This window comes from Kitasatospora sp. cg17-2 (genome assembly GCF_054031055.1).
This window is the reverse complement of record NZ_CM132923.1, coordinates 545,633-561,308: the sequence shown is the minus strand read 5'-3', so window position 1 is coordinate 561,308 and position 15,676 is coordinate 545,633. Positions and strand designations below refer to the sequence as shown.

At 75.8% G+C, this 15,676-nt stretch carries 11 protein-coding genes; 5 read left to right on the top strand and 6 right to left on the bottom strand.

Going from position 1 to position 15,676, the window contains the following annotated elements:
- Nucleotides 1–48 precede the first annotated feature (48 nt).
- The 3 genes from ACW14Y_RS02285 (at nt 49) to ACW14Y_RS02275 (ending at nt 5,558) form a co-directional block, all read left to right on the top strand.
- Entirely contained in the window at nt 49–1,728 is a 1,680-nt protein-coding gene (locus ACW14Y_RS02285) for a helix-turn-helix domain-containing protein (protein WP_456985680.1), read from the top strand.
- Nucleotides 1,729–1,880: 152 nt separating this feature from the next.
- Nucleotides 1,881–3,932 carry a hypothetical protein gene (locus ACW14Y_RS02280; protein ID WP_456985679.1) on the top strand — a complete coding sequence of 684 codons (2,052 nt, stop codon included), beginning with the start codon at nt 1,881–1,883 and terminating at the stop codon, nt 3,930–3,932.
- A gap of 93 nt (nt 3,933–4,025) precedes the next feature.
- On the top strand, nt 4,026–5,558 hold the full coding sequence (locus ACW14Y_RS02275; protein ID WP_380310546.1) for a hypothetical protein: 1,533 nt from the start codon (nt 4,026–4,028) through the stop codon (nt 5,556–5,558).
- A 58-nt stretch (nt 5,559–5,616) separates the two neighbouring features.
- Here the strand turns inward: ACW14Y_RS02275 and ACW14Y_RS02270 are convergent, their stop codons facing one another.
- The 3 genes from ACW14Y_RS02270 to ACW14Y_RS02260 all read right to left on the bottom strand — a co-directional run bounded on the left by ACW14Y_RS02270 (nt 5,617) and on the right by ACW14Y_RS02260 (nt 9,384).
- Entirely contained in the window at nt 5,617–7,062 is a 1,446-nt protein-coding gene (locus ACW14Y_RS02270; protein ID WP_456985678.1) for a HAMP domain-containing sensor histidine kinase, read from the bottom strand.
- Entirely contained in the window at nt 7,062–7,763 is a 702-nt protein-coding gene (locus tag ACW14Y_RS02265; RefSeq protein ID WP_380393984.1) for a response regulator transcription factor, read from the bottom strand. Before ACW14Y_RS02265 ends, ACW14Y_RS02270 begins: the two co-directional genes overlap by 1 nt.
- 76 nt (nt 7,764–7,839) lie before the next feature.
- A complete protein-coding gene (locus ACW14Y_RS02260) occupies nt 7,840–9,384 on the bottom strand; it encodes an alpha/beta fold hydrolase (RefSeq protein ID WP_456985677.1) in 1,545 nt (514 codons plus the stop codon).
- Nucleotides 9,385–9,636: 252 nt separating this feature from the next.
- Here ACW14Y_RS02260 and ACW14Y_RS02255 point away from each other — a divergent pair, with 252 nt between their 5' ends.
- Nucleotides 9,637–10,959 (top strand): UDP-glucose dehydrogenase family protein, encoded by a 1,323-nt coding sequence (locus ACW14Y_RS02255; RefSeq protein WP_456985676.1) that lies wholly within the window; start codon nt 9,637–9,639, stop codon nt 10,957–10,959.
- A gap of 127 nt (nt 10,960–11,086) precedes the next feature.
- Here the strand turns inward: ACW14Y_RS02255 and ACW14Y_RS02250 are convergent, their stop codons facing one another.
- The 3 genes from ACW14Y_RS02250 to ACW14Y_RS02240 all read right to left on the bottom strand — a co-directional run bounded on the left by ACW14Y_RS02250 (nt 11,087) and on the right by ACW14Y_RS02240 (nt 14,355).
- A complete protein-coding gene (locus ACW14Y_RS02250; RefSeq protein WP_456985675.1) occupies nt 11,087–11,800 on the bottom strand; it encodes a polysaccharide deacetylase family protein in 714 nt (237 codons plus the stop codon).
- Between the two features lie 138 nt (nt 11,801–11,938).
- Nucleotides 11,939–13,300, bottom strand: a complete 1,362-nt coding sequence (locus tag ACW14Y_RS02245) for an FAD/NAD(P)-binding protein (RefSeq protein WP_456985674.1) — start codon at nt 13,298–13,300, stop codon at nt 11,939–11,941.
- A gap of 143 nt (nt 13,301–13,443) precedes the next feature.
- A complete protein-coding gene (locus ACW14Y_RS02240; RefSeq protein WP_402724723.1) occupies nt 13,444–14,355 on the bottom strand; it encodes an arginase family protein in 912 nt (303 codons plus the stop codon).
- A gap of 303 nt (nt 14,356–14,658) precedes the next feature.
- On the opposite strand from ACW14Y_RS02240, the gene pip reads away from it, so the two are divergent.
- Complete coding sequence (gene pip, locus ACW14Y_RS02235) at nt 14,659–15,618, top strand: prolyl aminopeptidase (RefSeq protein ID WP_402724722.1); 960 nt, start codon at nt 14,659–14,661, stop codon at nt 15,616–15,618.
- Nucleotides 15,619–15,676: the final 58 nt, after the last annotated feature.

Sequence of the window (15,676 nt, the reverse complement as noted above, 5' to 3'; positions counted from 1 at the left end):
CATCGCATGGGCGAGGGCGGCCCGCGCGTACGGCACAGGGAGCACAACATGATCGTCGGGGACCTCCTGGCGCTGGACGAACTGCACATCGAGGTGGCCTGGGCGACCCCCGACCTGCTCGGCCGCGAGGTCACCGGGGTGACCTCCACCGACCTCCAGGACCCCGCCCGCTACCTCAGGGCGGGCGAGCTCGTGCTCACCGGCCTGGTGTGGTGGCGGCCCGAGGACACCCGCCCCGCCCCGAGGCTCGCCACCGCCCTGCGCTTCGCCAACGCCCTGCGCAGCGCCGAGGCGGCGGCGCTGCTGGCCGGCGAGGGCACCCACGGCACCGTCCCGCCGGAGCTGGCCGAGGCCTGCCGCCGCCACGGCGTGCCGCTGCTGTCCGTGCCCAGCGGCACCAGCTTCCGGGCCGTCACCGACCGGATCTACCTGCGGCTGTGGGGCGACCTCCAGGCCGGCGCCGAGGGCCGGGCCGGACTGCCGGCCGAGGTCCGGCGCACCCTGACCTCGATGCTGGGCGCGGACGCGCCCCTGGGCGGACTGCTGCGCCGGGCCGTGGCCGACCTGGGCGTGCCCGACTGCTCCCTGGTCACCGGCGCCGGCCGGGTGCTGGCCTCCTCGGCGGACGCCCGCCCGGCCCCGGTCCCCGCCCTGGCCCCGCTCCTCACCCCGGCCCCGGCCCCGGTTCCGACCCCCGCCCCGATCCCGGTCGGCCCGCCCGGCACGACGCCCTTCGACGGCTGGCTGCTTCGGCCGCACACCGAACCGGGGCCCGCGGCCGCCACGATGCTGCACGGCCTGGCCGAACTGCTCGCACCGCTCGCCGAACGCGCCCGGGCCACCGCCGCCGCCCAACGGCAGGCCGGCACCCGGCTGCTGGAGCTCCTCGCCGCCGGCGCCGACCCCGAGGCCGACCACGCCCTGTCCCTCGCCGGACTGCCGCCGGGGCTGCCGCTGACCCCCGTCGCCGCCCGCTTCGGCACCGCCCCCGGAACCGTCCCGGCCACTGCCCCCGCCGACCCCTCCGGAGCCTGGGCGGCCGCCGCGCTCGCCGAGGCCCTGCACCCGACGGCCGCCCCGTTCATCGCCGCCCCGGACGGCCGGGGCGGCGCCGTGGCCCTGGTCGCCCTCCCCGAGGACGCCGTCGCGGCCGCCCTGGACCTCGCCCTGCCCCGGCTCGGCGCGGGGCGGACGGGCGCCCAGGCCGGACCGGGACGGCCCGCCGCCGGCGTCGGCCCCACCGTCCCGCCCACCGCCGCGGGCCTGCGCCCGGCGCTGGTGCAGGCCCGCTACGCCCTGGCCGCCCGCCCGCCCGGCGCCGTCGGCCGCTGGGCGGGCACGGCCTCCCTCGCCGACCTGCTGCGCGGCATCCCGCCCGAGGTCACCGCCGCCTTCCACGAACGGCTCCTCGCCCCGCTGGTCGACCACGACCGGCACAACACGATCTCCCTGGTCGACACCCTCGACGCCTTCCTGCGCCACAACGCCTCCTGGTCCCGCACCGCCGAGGCCCTGCACGTCCACGTCAACACCGTGCACTACCGGGTCAAGCGGATCGAGGAACTGACCGGCCGCAGCCTGCTGCGGCTCGACGACCGGCTCGACCTGCGCACCGCCCTGCTCTGCGCCCCCGCCGCCCGGCTCCGCGTCCCCACCCCGGCGGAGGCGCCCCCCAGTGCGCCGGAGGCGCCGTCCATCGCCAAGGGGCGCGCACGCAGGGCGGGCTGACGCACACGCGGACCGTCACGCAAACGGAACCCGGGTTGTTGGTGGTAACCCTGCACAGGACGGGCGCGGTCGCCTATTCTCCAGGCGCACGGCGAGGTACGGCCTCGCCGGACGGCTGGGGGGTCGCGGTGGTTCTGCACGGGCGTGCAGCGGTGTTCGAGACGGTCGTACCTTCACTCGTCGGCCTGGAACTGACCGGCCGGGCGCCGGGCGTCAGGACGCGGCGGCTGCCCGTCCCGAAAGGCACCCCGCCGGTGGTCGAGTGCTCGGGCGGGCGGCTCAGCGGGCGCACCGCCCTCCTCGCGGGCCTGGACGCCCGGTACGCGGCGCACCTGCGCCGCGCCTCGGCGGACCTGGGCCGGGCCGACCTCGGCCGGGCCGGCCCCGCACGGGCCGCCGACGACGAGGACCCGACCCGCCGCAACGCCTCGCACGCCTCCGACCTGCTGTTCCACCTGCGCCAGGAACTGAGCCGCCGACCCGGGGACTTCGGCGGGACCCTCGCCTTCCCGCGGCTCACCCAGGGCCTGCTGGCGGTGACCTCCTGGCAGGCCGTCGGCGCCGGCGAGGCGGAGGCGGCCGTCGGACGCCTGGAGAGCCTGCTGGAGGAGACCGTTCCCGCCGGCCCGGCCCGGCGCGCCCGGGTGGCCCAGTGGATGCAGCAGGCGGGTGCCGTCCCGGCCGCGGCGGCGGGACCCGGGGGCGAGGGGAACCCGCTCGTCGCCGCACTGGTCGACCTCGTCACCCCCGAACTGCTCGGCCCCTCCGCCCACCGGCACGGGCTGCGCTGGTGGGCCCTCCGGCAGGTGGCCGGCCCCGGCACCGACCACGTCCAGCTGTCCGAACTGGCCCGGCGCTTCCGCGGCGACCCGGACGACCGGGAGGTCGCTGAGCGCCACCTGATGGCCGCGTTCCTGGCGGACATCGACAGCCACTACACCTGGTCGCGCCGGATGAACCGGCTGCCGCGCCCGCTGCTGCTCCTCGACAACGCCCACACCCCGCTCGGCCGGCCGGTGGTGCGCACGCTGCTGCAGGTCTGGCACGAGGAACCGCCCGGGACGCGGCCGGGCGTGATCACCACCGTCCTGGCCGGGGAGCCCTCCGGCCCCGACGCCGACGACACCGCGCCGTCGACGCGCCGCGCCGGGAGCCCGTTCTGGCGCCAGGACCGCCCCGGGACGGCGGCCGGCTGGACGGTGCGGCTGCCACTGGCCGGACTCGGGCTGGAGGAGGTCACCCTGATGTTCGGCACCGAGCACCCCCCGTCCGGCACCGCCCGTATCGTCCACCGGCTCAGCGCGGGCCGGGCCGGGATCGCCCACGCCCTGGTGGAGGCCGCCCGGAGGGCGATCCGCCAGGGGGACAGCGCGGAGCCGCGCTGGCTGCTCGACCTCCCGGCCCACGACGCGCCCGCGCGGACCGTCCACGAGCAGCTGCTCCGGGTCCTGGTCCCCGGGGAACGCGACCGGGAGCGGCTCACGTTCTACTCCCCGGCCCTCGACGACGGGGCCGCCGACCTGCTCGGCGCCTACTACCCGCGGACCGGCCGCAGCCTGCTGGACGTCCAGGAGGCCAGGCGGCTGCTCGAACGCAACCACTGGGCCGCCACCGCGCACCAGGCCGTCGACGCCCCGTTCGTCCAGGACCGCACCCTGCGCGCCCTGCTCAGCCACCGGCTGGCCGCCCAGGTGGCCGGGGAACCCGGCATGCAGACCTGGCGCCACCTGCACGGCACCGTGCGCACCCGGTACGCGCCGAACGGCACCGGGCTGCCCGACCAGGCCCTGTACCACGCGCTCGCCGTGCACGACACCGGAGTCGTCGTCCGCTCCCTGCACCAGCGCCTGGCCGAACGGAGCGCCGCCGACTGGCTCGCCTCGGTCAACCTGATCTGCTCCGCGCCGCACCCGCCGGAGCCGGTGCCGACCGCCGCCGCGACGAACGAGCAGTGCCAGGCCTGCCAGCACGGCGACCTCGCCGTGCACCAGGCGATCGACCTCCTGGTGCGCAACCTGTGGGTGCAGTCGCACCCGCTCTCGGTACCCGCCGGGGAGCGGATCGACAGCATCCGGCTGCAACTGCTCACCCTGGCCCAGCACACCGGGGCGGCCGACCAGGCGGTGTTCTTCCAGGCGCACGAGACCTGGCCCGGGCGGCTGCGCCGCTGGTACCAGGCCCCCGACCTGCCGACGCGGCTCTGACCCGGTCCCGACCGCTCCGCTCCGATCCGACCGCTCCGATCCGACCACTCAGATCCGACCAGTCCTGCTCCCGACCTCAGGAGACGCCCGACCGTGAAACTGCCCCTGCCCGAAGGGCCCCTGAACCGCGCGCTGGTGATCCTGCTGGCGGTCGCCGTCCTCGGCACCGCCGGCTACTTCGGCTACGGCGTCTGGACGGACGACAGCTGCGCCACCGGTGTGTCGAAGGTCGGGAAGGAGTGCGTCGGCGTCACCGACGGCTCGTACGTCTTCAACGACGACCTGGGGCCGGTGACCGCGCGCATCAAGGAGGAGAACGACAGCGTGGCCGGGAAGAACCCGGTCACGCTGGCCCTGATGATCCCGCTGGTCTCCGACCAGCAGGCCGAGCGGCGCGAGATGGTCGAGCAGGTCCAGGGCGCCTACCTCGCCCAGTACCGGGCCAACCGCGAGAGCGGCAAGCAGCCGCCGATCCGCCTCGTCCTCGCCAACCCCGGCCGGGAGTACGGGCAGTGGCAGCGCGTCTCGGACCAGCTGGCCAAGGCCGCGGCCGACGGCAAGCAGAACCTGCGGGCCGTCACCGGCATCAACATCAGCATCGCCAACAGCGAGGCCGCCGTGCACTACCTCACGGCGGAGAAGCACATCCCGGTCGTCGCCGGCCCCATGACCGCCGACGACATCGCCAACAGCAAGGCCGACCCGCGCCACTACCCGGGCCTGGCCCGGATCGCCCCCAGCAACAGCGACCAGGCGGCCGCCCTCGCCGCCTACGGGGCGGGCATCAAGCCGGCCGACACCCTGGTGGTCGAGGACACCCGGGAGAACGACAACTACCTCGCCACCCTGCGGGCCACCTTCGCCAAGCTCACCAAGGGCGCGCCCAACGCCCCGGAGACCTTCGAGTCCCCGAAGGACTTCACCGAGGAGGGCAACCTCGGCAACACCTTCGACCAGATGGTGCCCGACATCTGCAGCTCCGCCGCGACCACCCTGTTCTTCGCCGGCCGCCCGGTCCAACTGCGGCTGTTCCTGGTCGCGCTGGGCGACCGGAAGTGCAACAAGCCCTACACGGTCATCACCGGCTCGCACGCCTCCACCCTGATGGTCGACCAGAAGTTCGAGAGCAAGTGGGACGCGCTCACCAAGAGTGCGGGCATCACCGTGCGCTACACGGCGCTCGCCCACCCCGACAGCTGGGGCGAGGCGAGCACCGAGGGCCCCGGCGGCTCCAAGGCCCCGACCGCCGAACTCGCCGGCCTGCTCCGGGCGGACGACACCAAGCAGCCCGACCGGATCGGGCCCGCCGACCGCCGCGACGGCCGGATCATCATCACCTACGACGCGGTGACCACCGCCGTCGCCGGGATCCGCAAGGACGTCGGTGGGTCCGTCGCCATGCCCTCCCTGGACGATGTCACCCAGAGCTGGCGCCGGCTCCACGGCGGCAACCGGGTGGACGGGGCCAGCGGCTGGATCTGCCTCGACCAGTTCGGCAACCCGTACAACAAGGCCGTCCCGATCGTCCACCTCGACGCGACCGTCCGCGGCGCCGTCCTGGACACCGTCGCCTGGCCGCTCGGCCGCGCCCCCGACGGCAACTGCTCCATCGGCGCCGAGGGCTGACGGGAGCCGACGGGGGCTGACGGGAGCCGACGGGGGCTGACGGGGGCCGACGACCGCCCTACCCGCGGCGCGGGGCGGGAAGGGCGCGGGGGAGGGTGAATCCGACCTCCGCGCCACCGCCCGGGCCGGTGCCCGCGAACACGGTGCCCCCGTCGGCGGTGACCAGGTCGTGCACGATGGCGAGCCCCAGCCCGGAACCCGGCGTCGACTGGGTGCCCGCGCCCCGGTAGAAGCGGTCGAAGACGGCGTCCCGCTCCTCGGGCCCGATCCCCGGCCCGTGGTCGCGCACCACCAGCCGTACGGACGGCACCCCCGGCCGGGCCCGGCCACCCGGACCGCCCCGCTCCGGACCGGGGGACGCCCGGCCGGCCACCGCCGTCCCTACCACCGCCGTTTCGACCAGCACGGTGACGGGGGTCTCTCCGGGGCTGAACTTGACCGCGTTGGCCAGCAGGTTGTCGATGCAGCGGTGCAGCGCACGCGGCCGGGCGAGCACGACCGCGGCCCCGTCCAGCTCCGGCCCCGTGCCCGCCGCCCCGACGGTCATGATGCTGATGACGCGTCCGGTGCGCCGTCGGAAACGGTCCGCGCAGTCCTCGGCCGCCGCCGCCAGGTCCAGCGGCACCGGGTCCTCGTCGGCCTGCCGGTCGGTGGCCAGCTCGACCAGCTCCCGCACCAGCCCGTCGAGCGCGACGCTCTCCGCGACCAGGGTGCCGAGGATCTTCTCCTCGTCCTCCGGCGCCAGCCGGCCCCGGGCCCGCTGCAACAGCTCCGCGCTCCCGCGCACCGAGGTGAGCGGGGTGCGCAGCTCGTGGCTGGCGTTCTGCACCAGCCGCTGCTGCGCCTCCCGGGAGCGGCGCAGCGCGTCGAGCATCACCTCGAAGGCGAGGGTCAGCCGGCCCACCTCGTCGCGCCCGGCGGCCGGGAGCGCGGTGCCGAGGTCCTGGGTCGAGCTGATCCGCTCGGCGGCGCGGGCCAGCCGGCGCATCGGGCGGAGGATCCGGCCGATCAGCAGCCAGCTGAGCGCGGCGCAGGCGGCGGCCGAACCCGCCGTCGTCCAGCTGATCCGCCCCAGGAACTCCTGGTCCATCCGCTCGGCCTCCGCGTAGTCCTGACTGACCACCAGCGCCCCGTGGCCCTCGCCGCGTCCCAGGACCAGCACCCCGAAGGTGCGGTCGCCGACCGTGGTCTCGGCCGTCAGCCGGCCCTCCCCGGAGCGTGCCACGTCGAGGGCGCCCGGGGGGACGGGCAGTGCGGCGCGGCCGGGGGAGAGCGGGCGGACCGTGCCGTCGGGGAGCAGCAGCTGCTCGGCGGTGTCGGGCCGCTCGGCGGGTATCCGCCCGGCGTCGAGCACGGCGGCGACGGCGTCCGCCCGGTCGACCAGCGCCCGGTCGAACTGGTCGGCGACCATGCCGGTGACGCCGCGGTAGGAGCTGACGACGGAGACGACGACGGCCAGCAGGGTGGCGGCCACCACCACGAGGGTGATCCTGGTGCGCAGCACTACGCGGCCCGCACGAGGTAGCCGACGTTGCGGACGGTGTGGATCAGCCGGGGTTCGCCGCCCTCCTCGCTCTTGCGGCGCAGGTAGCCGATGTAGACGTCGAGCGAGCGCGAGTCGGTGTCGAAGTCGTAGCCCCAGATCCGCTCGTAGATCTGCGGGCGGGTGAGTACCGCGCCCTGGTTGCGCAGCAGCAGTTCCAGCAGGTCGAACTCGGTCTTGGTGAGGTCGAGGAGCCGGTCGCCGCGGTGGGCCCGGCGCGCGGCGATGTCCAGCGCGAGGTCCTGGCAGGCCAGCACACCCGGATCGGCGGGCGGGGCGGAGCGCCGGAGCAGGGCGCGTATCCGGGCCAGCAGCTCCTCGGTGGCGAAGGGCTTGGCCAGGTAGTCGTCCGCCCCGGCGTCCAGCCCGGCGACCCGGTCGCCGAGCTGGTGCCGGGCGGTGAGCACCAGGACCGGCAGCCGGTCGCCGCGGCGGCGCAGCATCCGGCACAGGGCCAGTCCGTCCAGCCGGGGCATCACCACGTCCACCACGGCGAGGTCGGGCCGGTGCCGCTCCAGCAGCTCCAGGGCGTCCTGCCCGTCGGTGGCGGTGAGGACCCGGTAGCCCTCGAAGCGCAGCAGCTGGTCGAGGGTGGCGCGGACCCCGGGGTCGTCCTCGACGACGAGCACGGTGCGGCCGTGGGTGGTGGTGGCATCTGTCATGGCGTCATTCTCGCCGGTCGCGGGGGACGGTCGGGATACGGAGGGTTCCCGCAGCCGGTCCTGGATCACCGGTGCGTCAGCGCCGCACGGGCGAGACGGCGATCGGCGGCACCGCGGCCGTGCACGAGGTGTCGCCCGGCTGCCCGGTGCGGACGAAGGAGTCGACGATCGTGAGCGTGCAGTGCGTGGACTCCAGTTCCGCCACGTGTCCGGCGTTGGGCACCGTGACGACGGTCGAGCGCCGGAACTGCTCCGCGGCCCGACGGGTGGCGCTCTCCGGGGTGTTGGAGTCGAGGTCGCCGGCGAACAGCAGCACCGGCACGTCCGGCTGCGCGGCGTCCACCGGCTGCGGGCGGGCGGTGCCGTTGCGCGGCCAGCGGATGCAGGCGTCGGCGCCGTCGGTCTGCCCCTCGGTGAAGCCCTTGACGCTGAACGCCCCGAACCGGCCCGGGTCGGCCGCCGACAGCGCGGCCCGGTACTCGCGCCAGCGCTCCGGCAGCGACGAGTCGACCGACCAGGCCCGCGGGTAGTCGTTGCACACCACGGCCAGGAACGAGGCCTGGTCCTCGCGGCCGGCCGCCCGGTAGTCGGCGTCGACCAGGGCCCGCAGCGCGCGGTCGTCGCCGTGGGCCGCACCGTGCAGGGCGGCCGGCAGCTCGCCGAGCAGCGAGGGCTCGGCCGGGTTCTCCCCGACGCCGCGACTCGCCGCTTCGTAGAGCAGGTTGGCGAGCTTGTCCTCGGTGAAGCGCAGCGTGCGGGTCGTCCCCGCGGCCTCGACCCGCAGTGTGAACGGCCGCTCGCGCAGCCTCCCGGCGACGGTGCGGAGGTCCTCGACGGCGGTGTCCCCGTCGCAGGCGGCGCTGCGCTCGCAGACCCGCTTCAGCGCCAGCGACACCGCCTCGGCGCTCGGTCGGGCCAGCGGGTCGACGCCGAGCGGGTAGGCCCCGGACAGCACCATCGAGTCGACCCGCCCGGGGTGGCGGCTCGCGTACACCGGCATCAGATAGGTGCCGTAGGAGAGGCCGTAGGGGATCAGCGAGGCGGCGCCGATCCGGGCCCGCACGGCGTCGAGGTCGTCGGCGGTCGCGGCACTCGTGTACCCCTCGGCCCGGGGCCCCAGCGCGGCCGCGCAGCGGGCGACGGCATCGCGCTGCCCGGCACGGTCGGCGAACCGGTACTCGGCGTCCGTGACCCCGCACGGGATCCGCCCGGAGCGCCCGGTACCGCGCGGGTCGACCAGCAGCACGTCGTGGCTGCCGAGCACCCCGTCGAGCCCGGCGGCGAAGACCCCGGCCCGGTCGATCGCGGTCTCCCCGGGCCCGCCGGGGTTGACCGCGACCGTCCCCCGCGCCGCCCCCGCGTCCCGGTGCCGCAGCACCGCGTACGCGACGGCGACACTGCCCAGCCACGGCTTGCCGCTCACCACCGGCCGGTCGACGGTGCCGCAGTCCACCCGCACCCCCTCCACCGAGGGACACCAGGCGACCTTGCCCGGCCGCCCCCCGTGCCCCGCCGCCACCGCCGCCCCGGCGGGCAGCACCGACATCAGCACCGCCGCCGCCCCCGCAACCGCCCCGACCCGCCGCAGGGCACCCGTGGTGGTGGTTCCGTTCCTCGTCATGGTGGTGTTCCTTCCGTCCTGTCGTTCTCCGGTGGTGGGAACGACACTGCCGGGCCCCGGTCAGGGGCTCGGCAGAGCGACGGCAAAGGAATGTAAGAACTCGCGGGGCCCGTGGTCCGGCGCTGCCGGGGAAGGGACCGGTGGCACGAGAAGGTGACCGAACCCGTCCTGCCGATGGCGAGTCCAAACCGCGATAACGTCGGGTGGCGCTCCGGATGCGGTGCGCCACCCAACCGGACAAGGACCCCATCCATGCGTGTTTCCGTGATCGGCTGCGGCCACCTCGGCATTCCGCACGCGGCGGCGATGGCCGAACTCGGTCACGAGGTCATCGGCGTGGACGTCGACCGGGCCAAGGTCGACCGCCTCAACGCCGGCGAATGCCCGATCTACGAGGCCGGCCTGCCCGAGCTGTTGGCCGGCCACACTGCCACCGGGCGCCTGCGTTTCACCACGGACATCGCCGAAGCCGCGGAGTTCGCGGACCTGCACTTCGTGGGCGTCGGCACGCCGATCGACGCCGACGGCCGTTCCTACGACACCGGGCAGGTCTTCGGCGCCGTCCGTCAGCTCGCCCCGCACCTGAAGCGGGCCTGCACGATCGTCGGGAAGTCCACGGTCACCGTGGGCACCACCCTCAAGGTCACCGAACTCGCCCACCGCCTGGCCCCGGCCGCAGAGCTGGTCGAGGTCGTCTGGAACCCCGAGTTCCTGCGTGAGGGCCACGCTGTCGAGGACACCCTGCGCCCGGACCGCCTGATCGCCGGTGTCACCAGTGCGGAGGGCGAGAAGGCGATCCGCGCGGTCTACGCCGGAATCCTCGACGCCGGGGTCCCCCTGTTCGTCTGCGACCCGCAGACCGCCGAACTCGCCAAGGGCGCCGCGAACACCTACCTCGGCCTCAAGATCTCCTTCATCAACGGCGTTGCCGACATGTGCGACGCCGCCGGCGCCGACATCTCCAAGATCGTGGACATCCTGGGCATCGATCCGCGCATCGGTGCCGCCGGCATGCGACCCGGGATCGGATACGGCGGCGGCTGCCTTCCCAAGGACATCCGCGCCTTCACCGCCAGCGCCCGCCAGCTCGGCGCCGACCGGGCGGCCGCCCTGCTGCTCGCCGCCGAGCACATCAACGACAGCCGCACCGAGATCGCGATGGCCCTCATCACCGGCGCCCTGGGCCGGCGGCCGCTCAAGGGCTCCCGGGTCACCGTGCTGGGCGCGGCTTTCAAGCCCGGCACCAACGACGTCCGCGAGTCCCCGGCCCTCGCCCTCGCGCAGGCACTGGAACAGGCCGGGGCGGTCGTCACGGTGCACGACCCGCAGGCGGTCCCCACCGCCGTGCTGCGGAACCCCGAACTCGACTACACCGACGACCTGTCCGCCGCCCTGGACGGCGCCGACCTCGCCGTTCTGGCCACCGAGTGGCCCGAGTACCGGCAGGCGAACCCGCAGGACCTCGTCGACCTCCCCACCACCCCGGTGCTCGTCGACTGCCGCACCACCCTCGACCCCGACCCCTGGCGCGCCGCGGGCTGGACCGTCCACCAGATCGGCCGTCCCGGCAAGTAGTCGGCCGGCCGCGGCCCAGCAGCGGGGCCCGGAAGCCCCACCAGGGCTTCCGGGCCCTTGCCGCGTTCGCGCTGTACGAGCGGGTGGACGGTCCGCGGCAGGAAGGACGTCCCGGGCCCGGAGGCGGTCAGCGGCAGGGGAGGAGGGCGAAGGTGTAGCCGCGGGACTTGAGGGTGCGGAGGATGGCGGGCAGGGCGGCCACGGTCTGGCTGCGGTCGCCGCCGCCGTCGTGCATCAGGACGACGGCGCCGGGGGTGACGCGGTCCAGGACGCGGCGTTCGATCGCGGCCCGGCCGGGGCGGGCCCAGTCCTGCGGGTCGACGCTCCACAGCTGGATCGTCTTGCCGAGGCGTGCCGCACTGGAGCGGACGGCCGCGTTCACCGCGCCGTAGGGGGGTCGGAGACAGCTCGGGGTGGTCCCGGTGCGGGCGCGGATGCGGGCGTCGGTGGTGGTCACCTGGGAGTCGAAGGAGGACTTGGAGAGGGTGCGCAGGTCGGGGTGGGACCAGCTGTGGTTCTGCACGCTGTGGCCCTGGTCGTGCACCCGGCGGGTGACGTCGGGGTACGCGGCGACGTTCTGGCCGATCTCGAAGAAGGTGGCCCGCGCCCCGTACTGGGCCAGCAGCGCCAGGACCTGAGGGGTGTACCGGGGGCTCGGTCCGTCGTCGAAGGTGAGGTAGACGACCTTGGCCGGGGCCGCCTGAGCGGGGGCGGCGGGCAGGGCGACCACGGCGGTGGCGGCCGCGAGCAGGGTGCCGATCGCCAGGCGGGCGGCGCGGCGCCCCCGGGTCGGGTGGGTCGCTCGGGGCGAAGTCGCCGAGGTCGTTCGGGGAGAGGTCACGGGTGCTCCCAACGGCCGCGGAACCGGAACGAACCCGGTGCCCGCCCCCTCCCCGGCCCTCCGTCCAATGTAGCGTTCCGTCCCCGCACCGTCCCCGGCCCGGACGGTGCGGAGGGCGGTCTTCGGCCAGACCCGGCGTCAGCCCGCGTCGGCGAGGATGTCCCCGGCGACCTCGTCGGCCTGGGCGCGGATCTCGGGGATGGCGGTGCTCTCCAGCAGGCTGCCCCGGCGCAGCGCGCCGAGCGTCCACAGCGGCGCGGTCGGGGAGCCGTCGGCGGGTCGTACCCGGCCGAGGGCGTCGGTGCGGAAGCCCTGGCCGAGGTCGTCGGGTTCGGCCAGTCCGGCGCCGAGCAGCACGGCCACCAGCGGGTCGGGCACCCGGCGGACGTCGGCCTGCGGGCCGGTGCAGTTGAGTACCGCGCCGACGGTCAGGGCGCGGCCGTCGCGCAGCCGGACCCGGACGCCGTCGCCGGTGGGGGCCGCGTCGGCGAGTTCGCCGGGGCCCACCGTGATCCACCCCTCGGCGACGGCCGCCGCGAAGGCCCGGGCGGTCGCGGGGGCGGCCCGGTGGCGGTGGACGTCCCAGAGCCGCCGGTCCTCGCGCTGGAACCGCATCCGGTCGGCGGGGGAGAGGCCCTGCCAGAGCGCGGCGGTGACGGGGCGCAGGCTGTCGATGCCGACCCGCCAGTCCCCGTGGGTGCGCCGGCAGGCCGAGACGTGGGCGAGCAGGGCGCGGCGCACCCGGGGCAGGCCCGCCGCCGGGTCGACCTGCGGCGGGCGCGCCGGGGGCAGCGCCGTCGCGGCGTGCGGGCGCGGGACCAGGCCGTGCCGGGAGACGGCGTGCACGCGCCGGCCGGGGCGGGCCAGGACGAGCGCGACGTCGATCATGGTGAGGCCGGTGCCGAGGAGCAGCAGGTCCTGGTTCTCGGGCAGGCCGCGCAGCGCCCCCGGGGCCCACGGGTCGGCGACGAACCGCGGCGAGCGGCGGAGCCGGGCGGGCGCCCAGGCGTTGTCGGGCGGGAAGGTGCCGAGGGCGAGCACCACGGCGTCGGCGTCCAGGCGGCGTCCGGTGCCGAGCCGGAGCGTCATCCCGGGTCCGGCCCGCCGGGCGGAGACGACCCGGTCGTCCACCCGGTGCAGCCGGGCGGCGCCGGCCCGGGCCTCGGCGGTCGCCAGCACCTCGCCGAGGTAGGCCCCGTAGAGGCGGCGGGGGACGTGGTCGGCGGCGGTGTGGACGCCGGGCGCGCGGCGGGCCAGCCAGTGCACGAAGTCGTCCGGCGCGTCGGCGAAGGCGCTCATCCGGCCGGCCGGGACGTTGAGCAGGTGGTGGTCGGCGGTGGTGGCGTAGGCCGCGCCCCGGCCGGGGGCGGGGGCGCGGTCGATCAGCCGGACGTCGAGCGGGACGCCGGCCAGGGCGGCGCGGCGCAGCAGTTGCGCGGCGGTGAGCACACCGGACGCGCCCGCGCCCACGACGGCGACGCGGTGGGGGTTCTCGGTCATGGGGTGGCTCCGGCCTCTCCCGGGTCGGGTGCGGGGGCGCTTCACGTGTCCGGATCGAACTGCCCAGCGGGTTGACCCATGTCCATCAATGGGGGTGGTCAAACGGGTGGGTGGTCAAACGGAGCTCAGGGCTCCTGGGGCCGTCAGTCGACGCGGCGGCCGAGCGCCCCGACCAGGGCGCCGACCAGCGCGTCCACCATCGCCCCGTCCGGGTCGCGGTCCGGGTTGACCTCGGTCACCACCAGCCCCGCCATCGGCGGTGCGGCGCAGAACTCGGCCAGGCAGTCGAAGGCCACGCCGACCGGCAGGCCCTCGTTGAAGTGCGGGAAGTTCGCCAGCGGGAGGTCCACCGAGTCGATCACGTCCACGTCGAAGTGCAGCACGAACCGTTCGTGGTCGGCCGCGAGCGCCCGCCAGGCGGCCCTCGCCTCGACGACCGGGTCCACCCCGGGCGCGGTGAGTTCCGTGCACGGCAGGGCGCGCAGCCGGTAGCGGCCCAGCCGCTCCCGCCCGGCCGCGCCCAGCTCCACCGGGTCGTAGCCGAACGCGACGATCCCCTCGGGTCCCAGCAGCGGGGTCCGGGGGCCCGCCTCCCGCAGTTCGGGCGCGCCCTCGCCGAGCAGGTGCGACAGCACCATGGTGTCCAGGATCCCGGAGCGGCTGGTGTCCGGCACCGACAGGTCGAGGTCGCCGTCGAAGTACAGCAGTCCGGTGCCGGGCCGGCGGGCGACGTACGCGGCGAGCACGCCCAGCGTGATCGTGCAGTCCCCGCCCACGACCAGGGGCACCGCGCCCTCGTCGAGGACGGCGCCGACGGCCTTGGCCACCGCCCGCACCACCTCGACCACCAGCGGCAGGTTCTGCCGGTCGCGGCGGTCGGGGTCGGTCCGGAACGGCACCACCGGCAGGTCCCCGCGGTCGGTCACCGTCACCCCGGCCGCCCGCAGCCGCTCCACCAGGCCGGCGGAGCGGAGGGCCGCCGGGGCCTTCTCCTGGCCGGGGCCGTGCGTGCCCGCGCAGGACGGGACCCCCAGCAGTGCGAACTCCTCGGCCACGGTCGCTCCCTGTCCGTTCGTCCCGGTCCTGTCCCCGCGCCCGCCCGTGCCCGACCGTGTCGACCCGTGCCCGCCCGGGCCCGCTCGGGGTCGCGTTCGGGCCGGGAACCGGGACCGTGTCCACGCCGGGAACCGGGCGGAGCGCGGCAGTGGGCCGAGCGTATCGGCGGACGGGGCGCGCGGCGCGTTCCTCCCGGGGGTGTCGGTCCGCGCGGTCCGTCAGTTCCCGTTCCGGGCAGGGGAATCGGCCCACTGTGCGGATGGTAGGACCACCGCCGCCGGGTCCGCGTACGATCGACCGCCATGGTGGACCTCTACGCTCCGACCGAGCCCTACGACCGAGGCTTCCTCGACACCGGGGACGGCAATCGCCTCTACTACGAACAACTGGGCAATCCGGCGGGCAAGCCCGCCGTCCATCTGCACGGCGGACCGGGCGCGGGCACGCCCGACCGCCCCATGCGGGCCTGGGACCCGTCCCGCTACCGGCTGGTCCGCTTCGACCAGCGCAACTGCGGGCGCAGTACCCCGCACGCCTCCGACCCGGCCGTGGACATGGCCCTGAACACCACCCGGCACCTGATCGAGGACATCGAGCGCCTGCGGGAACACCTCGGCATCGAGCGCTGGCTGGTGAACGGCGCCTCCTGGGGTTCGGCGCTCGCGGTGGCCTACGCCCAGCAGCACCCGGAGCGGGTGAGCGAGGTGGTGATCGCCGCCGTGACCACCGCCCGCCGCTCCGAGATCGACTGGCTCTACCGGGGCGTGGCGCAGTTCCGGCCCGAGGCCTGGGAGCGCTTCCGGGACGCCGTGCCGGAGGCCGAGCGCGACGGGGACCTGCTCGCCGCCTACGCCCGGCTGACGGCGCACCCCGACCGGGCGGTGCGCGAGCGGGCCGCCGCCGAGTGGCTGGCCTGGGAGGACGCGGTGGTGTCCGGCGAGCCCAACGGCGTGCCCGGCATGTACAGCCGCCGGGAGGCCGACGCCCAGGTGGCGTTCGTCCGGATCTGCGCGCACGTCTTCGGCCACGGCGCCTGGTTGGAGGAGGGGCAGCTGATCCGCGACGCCGGGAAGCTGGCCGGCATCCCGGGGGTGCTGGTGCACGGCCGGCACGACCTGAGCTGCCCGCCGCGGACCGCCTGGGAACTGGCGGCGGCCTGGCCGGGTGCCCGGCTGCACATCGTCGAGGACTCCGGTCACGCCGGGAGCGAGGAGCTGAACCTGCTCGCCCGCCGGGCCATCGAGGAGTTCAAGGACCGCTGAGTACGGCGGCGCCGGACGGGCCGCCCAGGGCCCGTCCGGCGCGGTGGCCCGGTCCGCC

Bases quoted from the DNA above. Each gene is read 5' to 3' on its own strand.
- ACW14Y_RS02285 (WP_456985680.1), top strand. From the start codon at position 49: ATGATCGTCGGGGACCTCCTGGCGCTGGACGAACTGCACATCGAGGTG.
- ACW14Y_RS02265 (WP_380393984.1), bottom strand. From the start codon at position 7,763: ATGACAGATGCCACCACCACCCACGGCCGCACCGTGCTCGTCGTCGAG.
- ACW14Y_RS02260 (WP_456985677.1), bottom strand. From the start codon at position 9,384: ATGACGAGGAACGGAACCACCACCACGGGTGCCCTGCGGCGGGTCGGG.
- ACW14Y_RS02255 (WP_456985676.1), top strand. From the start codon at position 9,637: ATGCGTGTTTCCGTGATCGGCTGCGGCCACCTCGGCATTCCGCACGCG.
- ACW14Y_RS02245 (WP_456985674.1), bottom strand. From the start codon at position 13,300: ATGACCGAGAACCCCCACCGCGTCGCCGTCGTGGGCGCGGGCGCGTCC.
- pip (WP_402724722.1), top strand. From the start codon at position 14,659: ATGGTGGACCTCTACGCTCCGACCGAGCCCTACGACCGAGGCTTCCTC.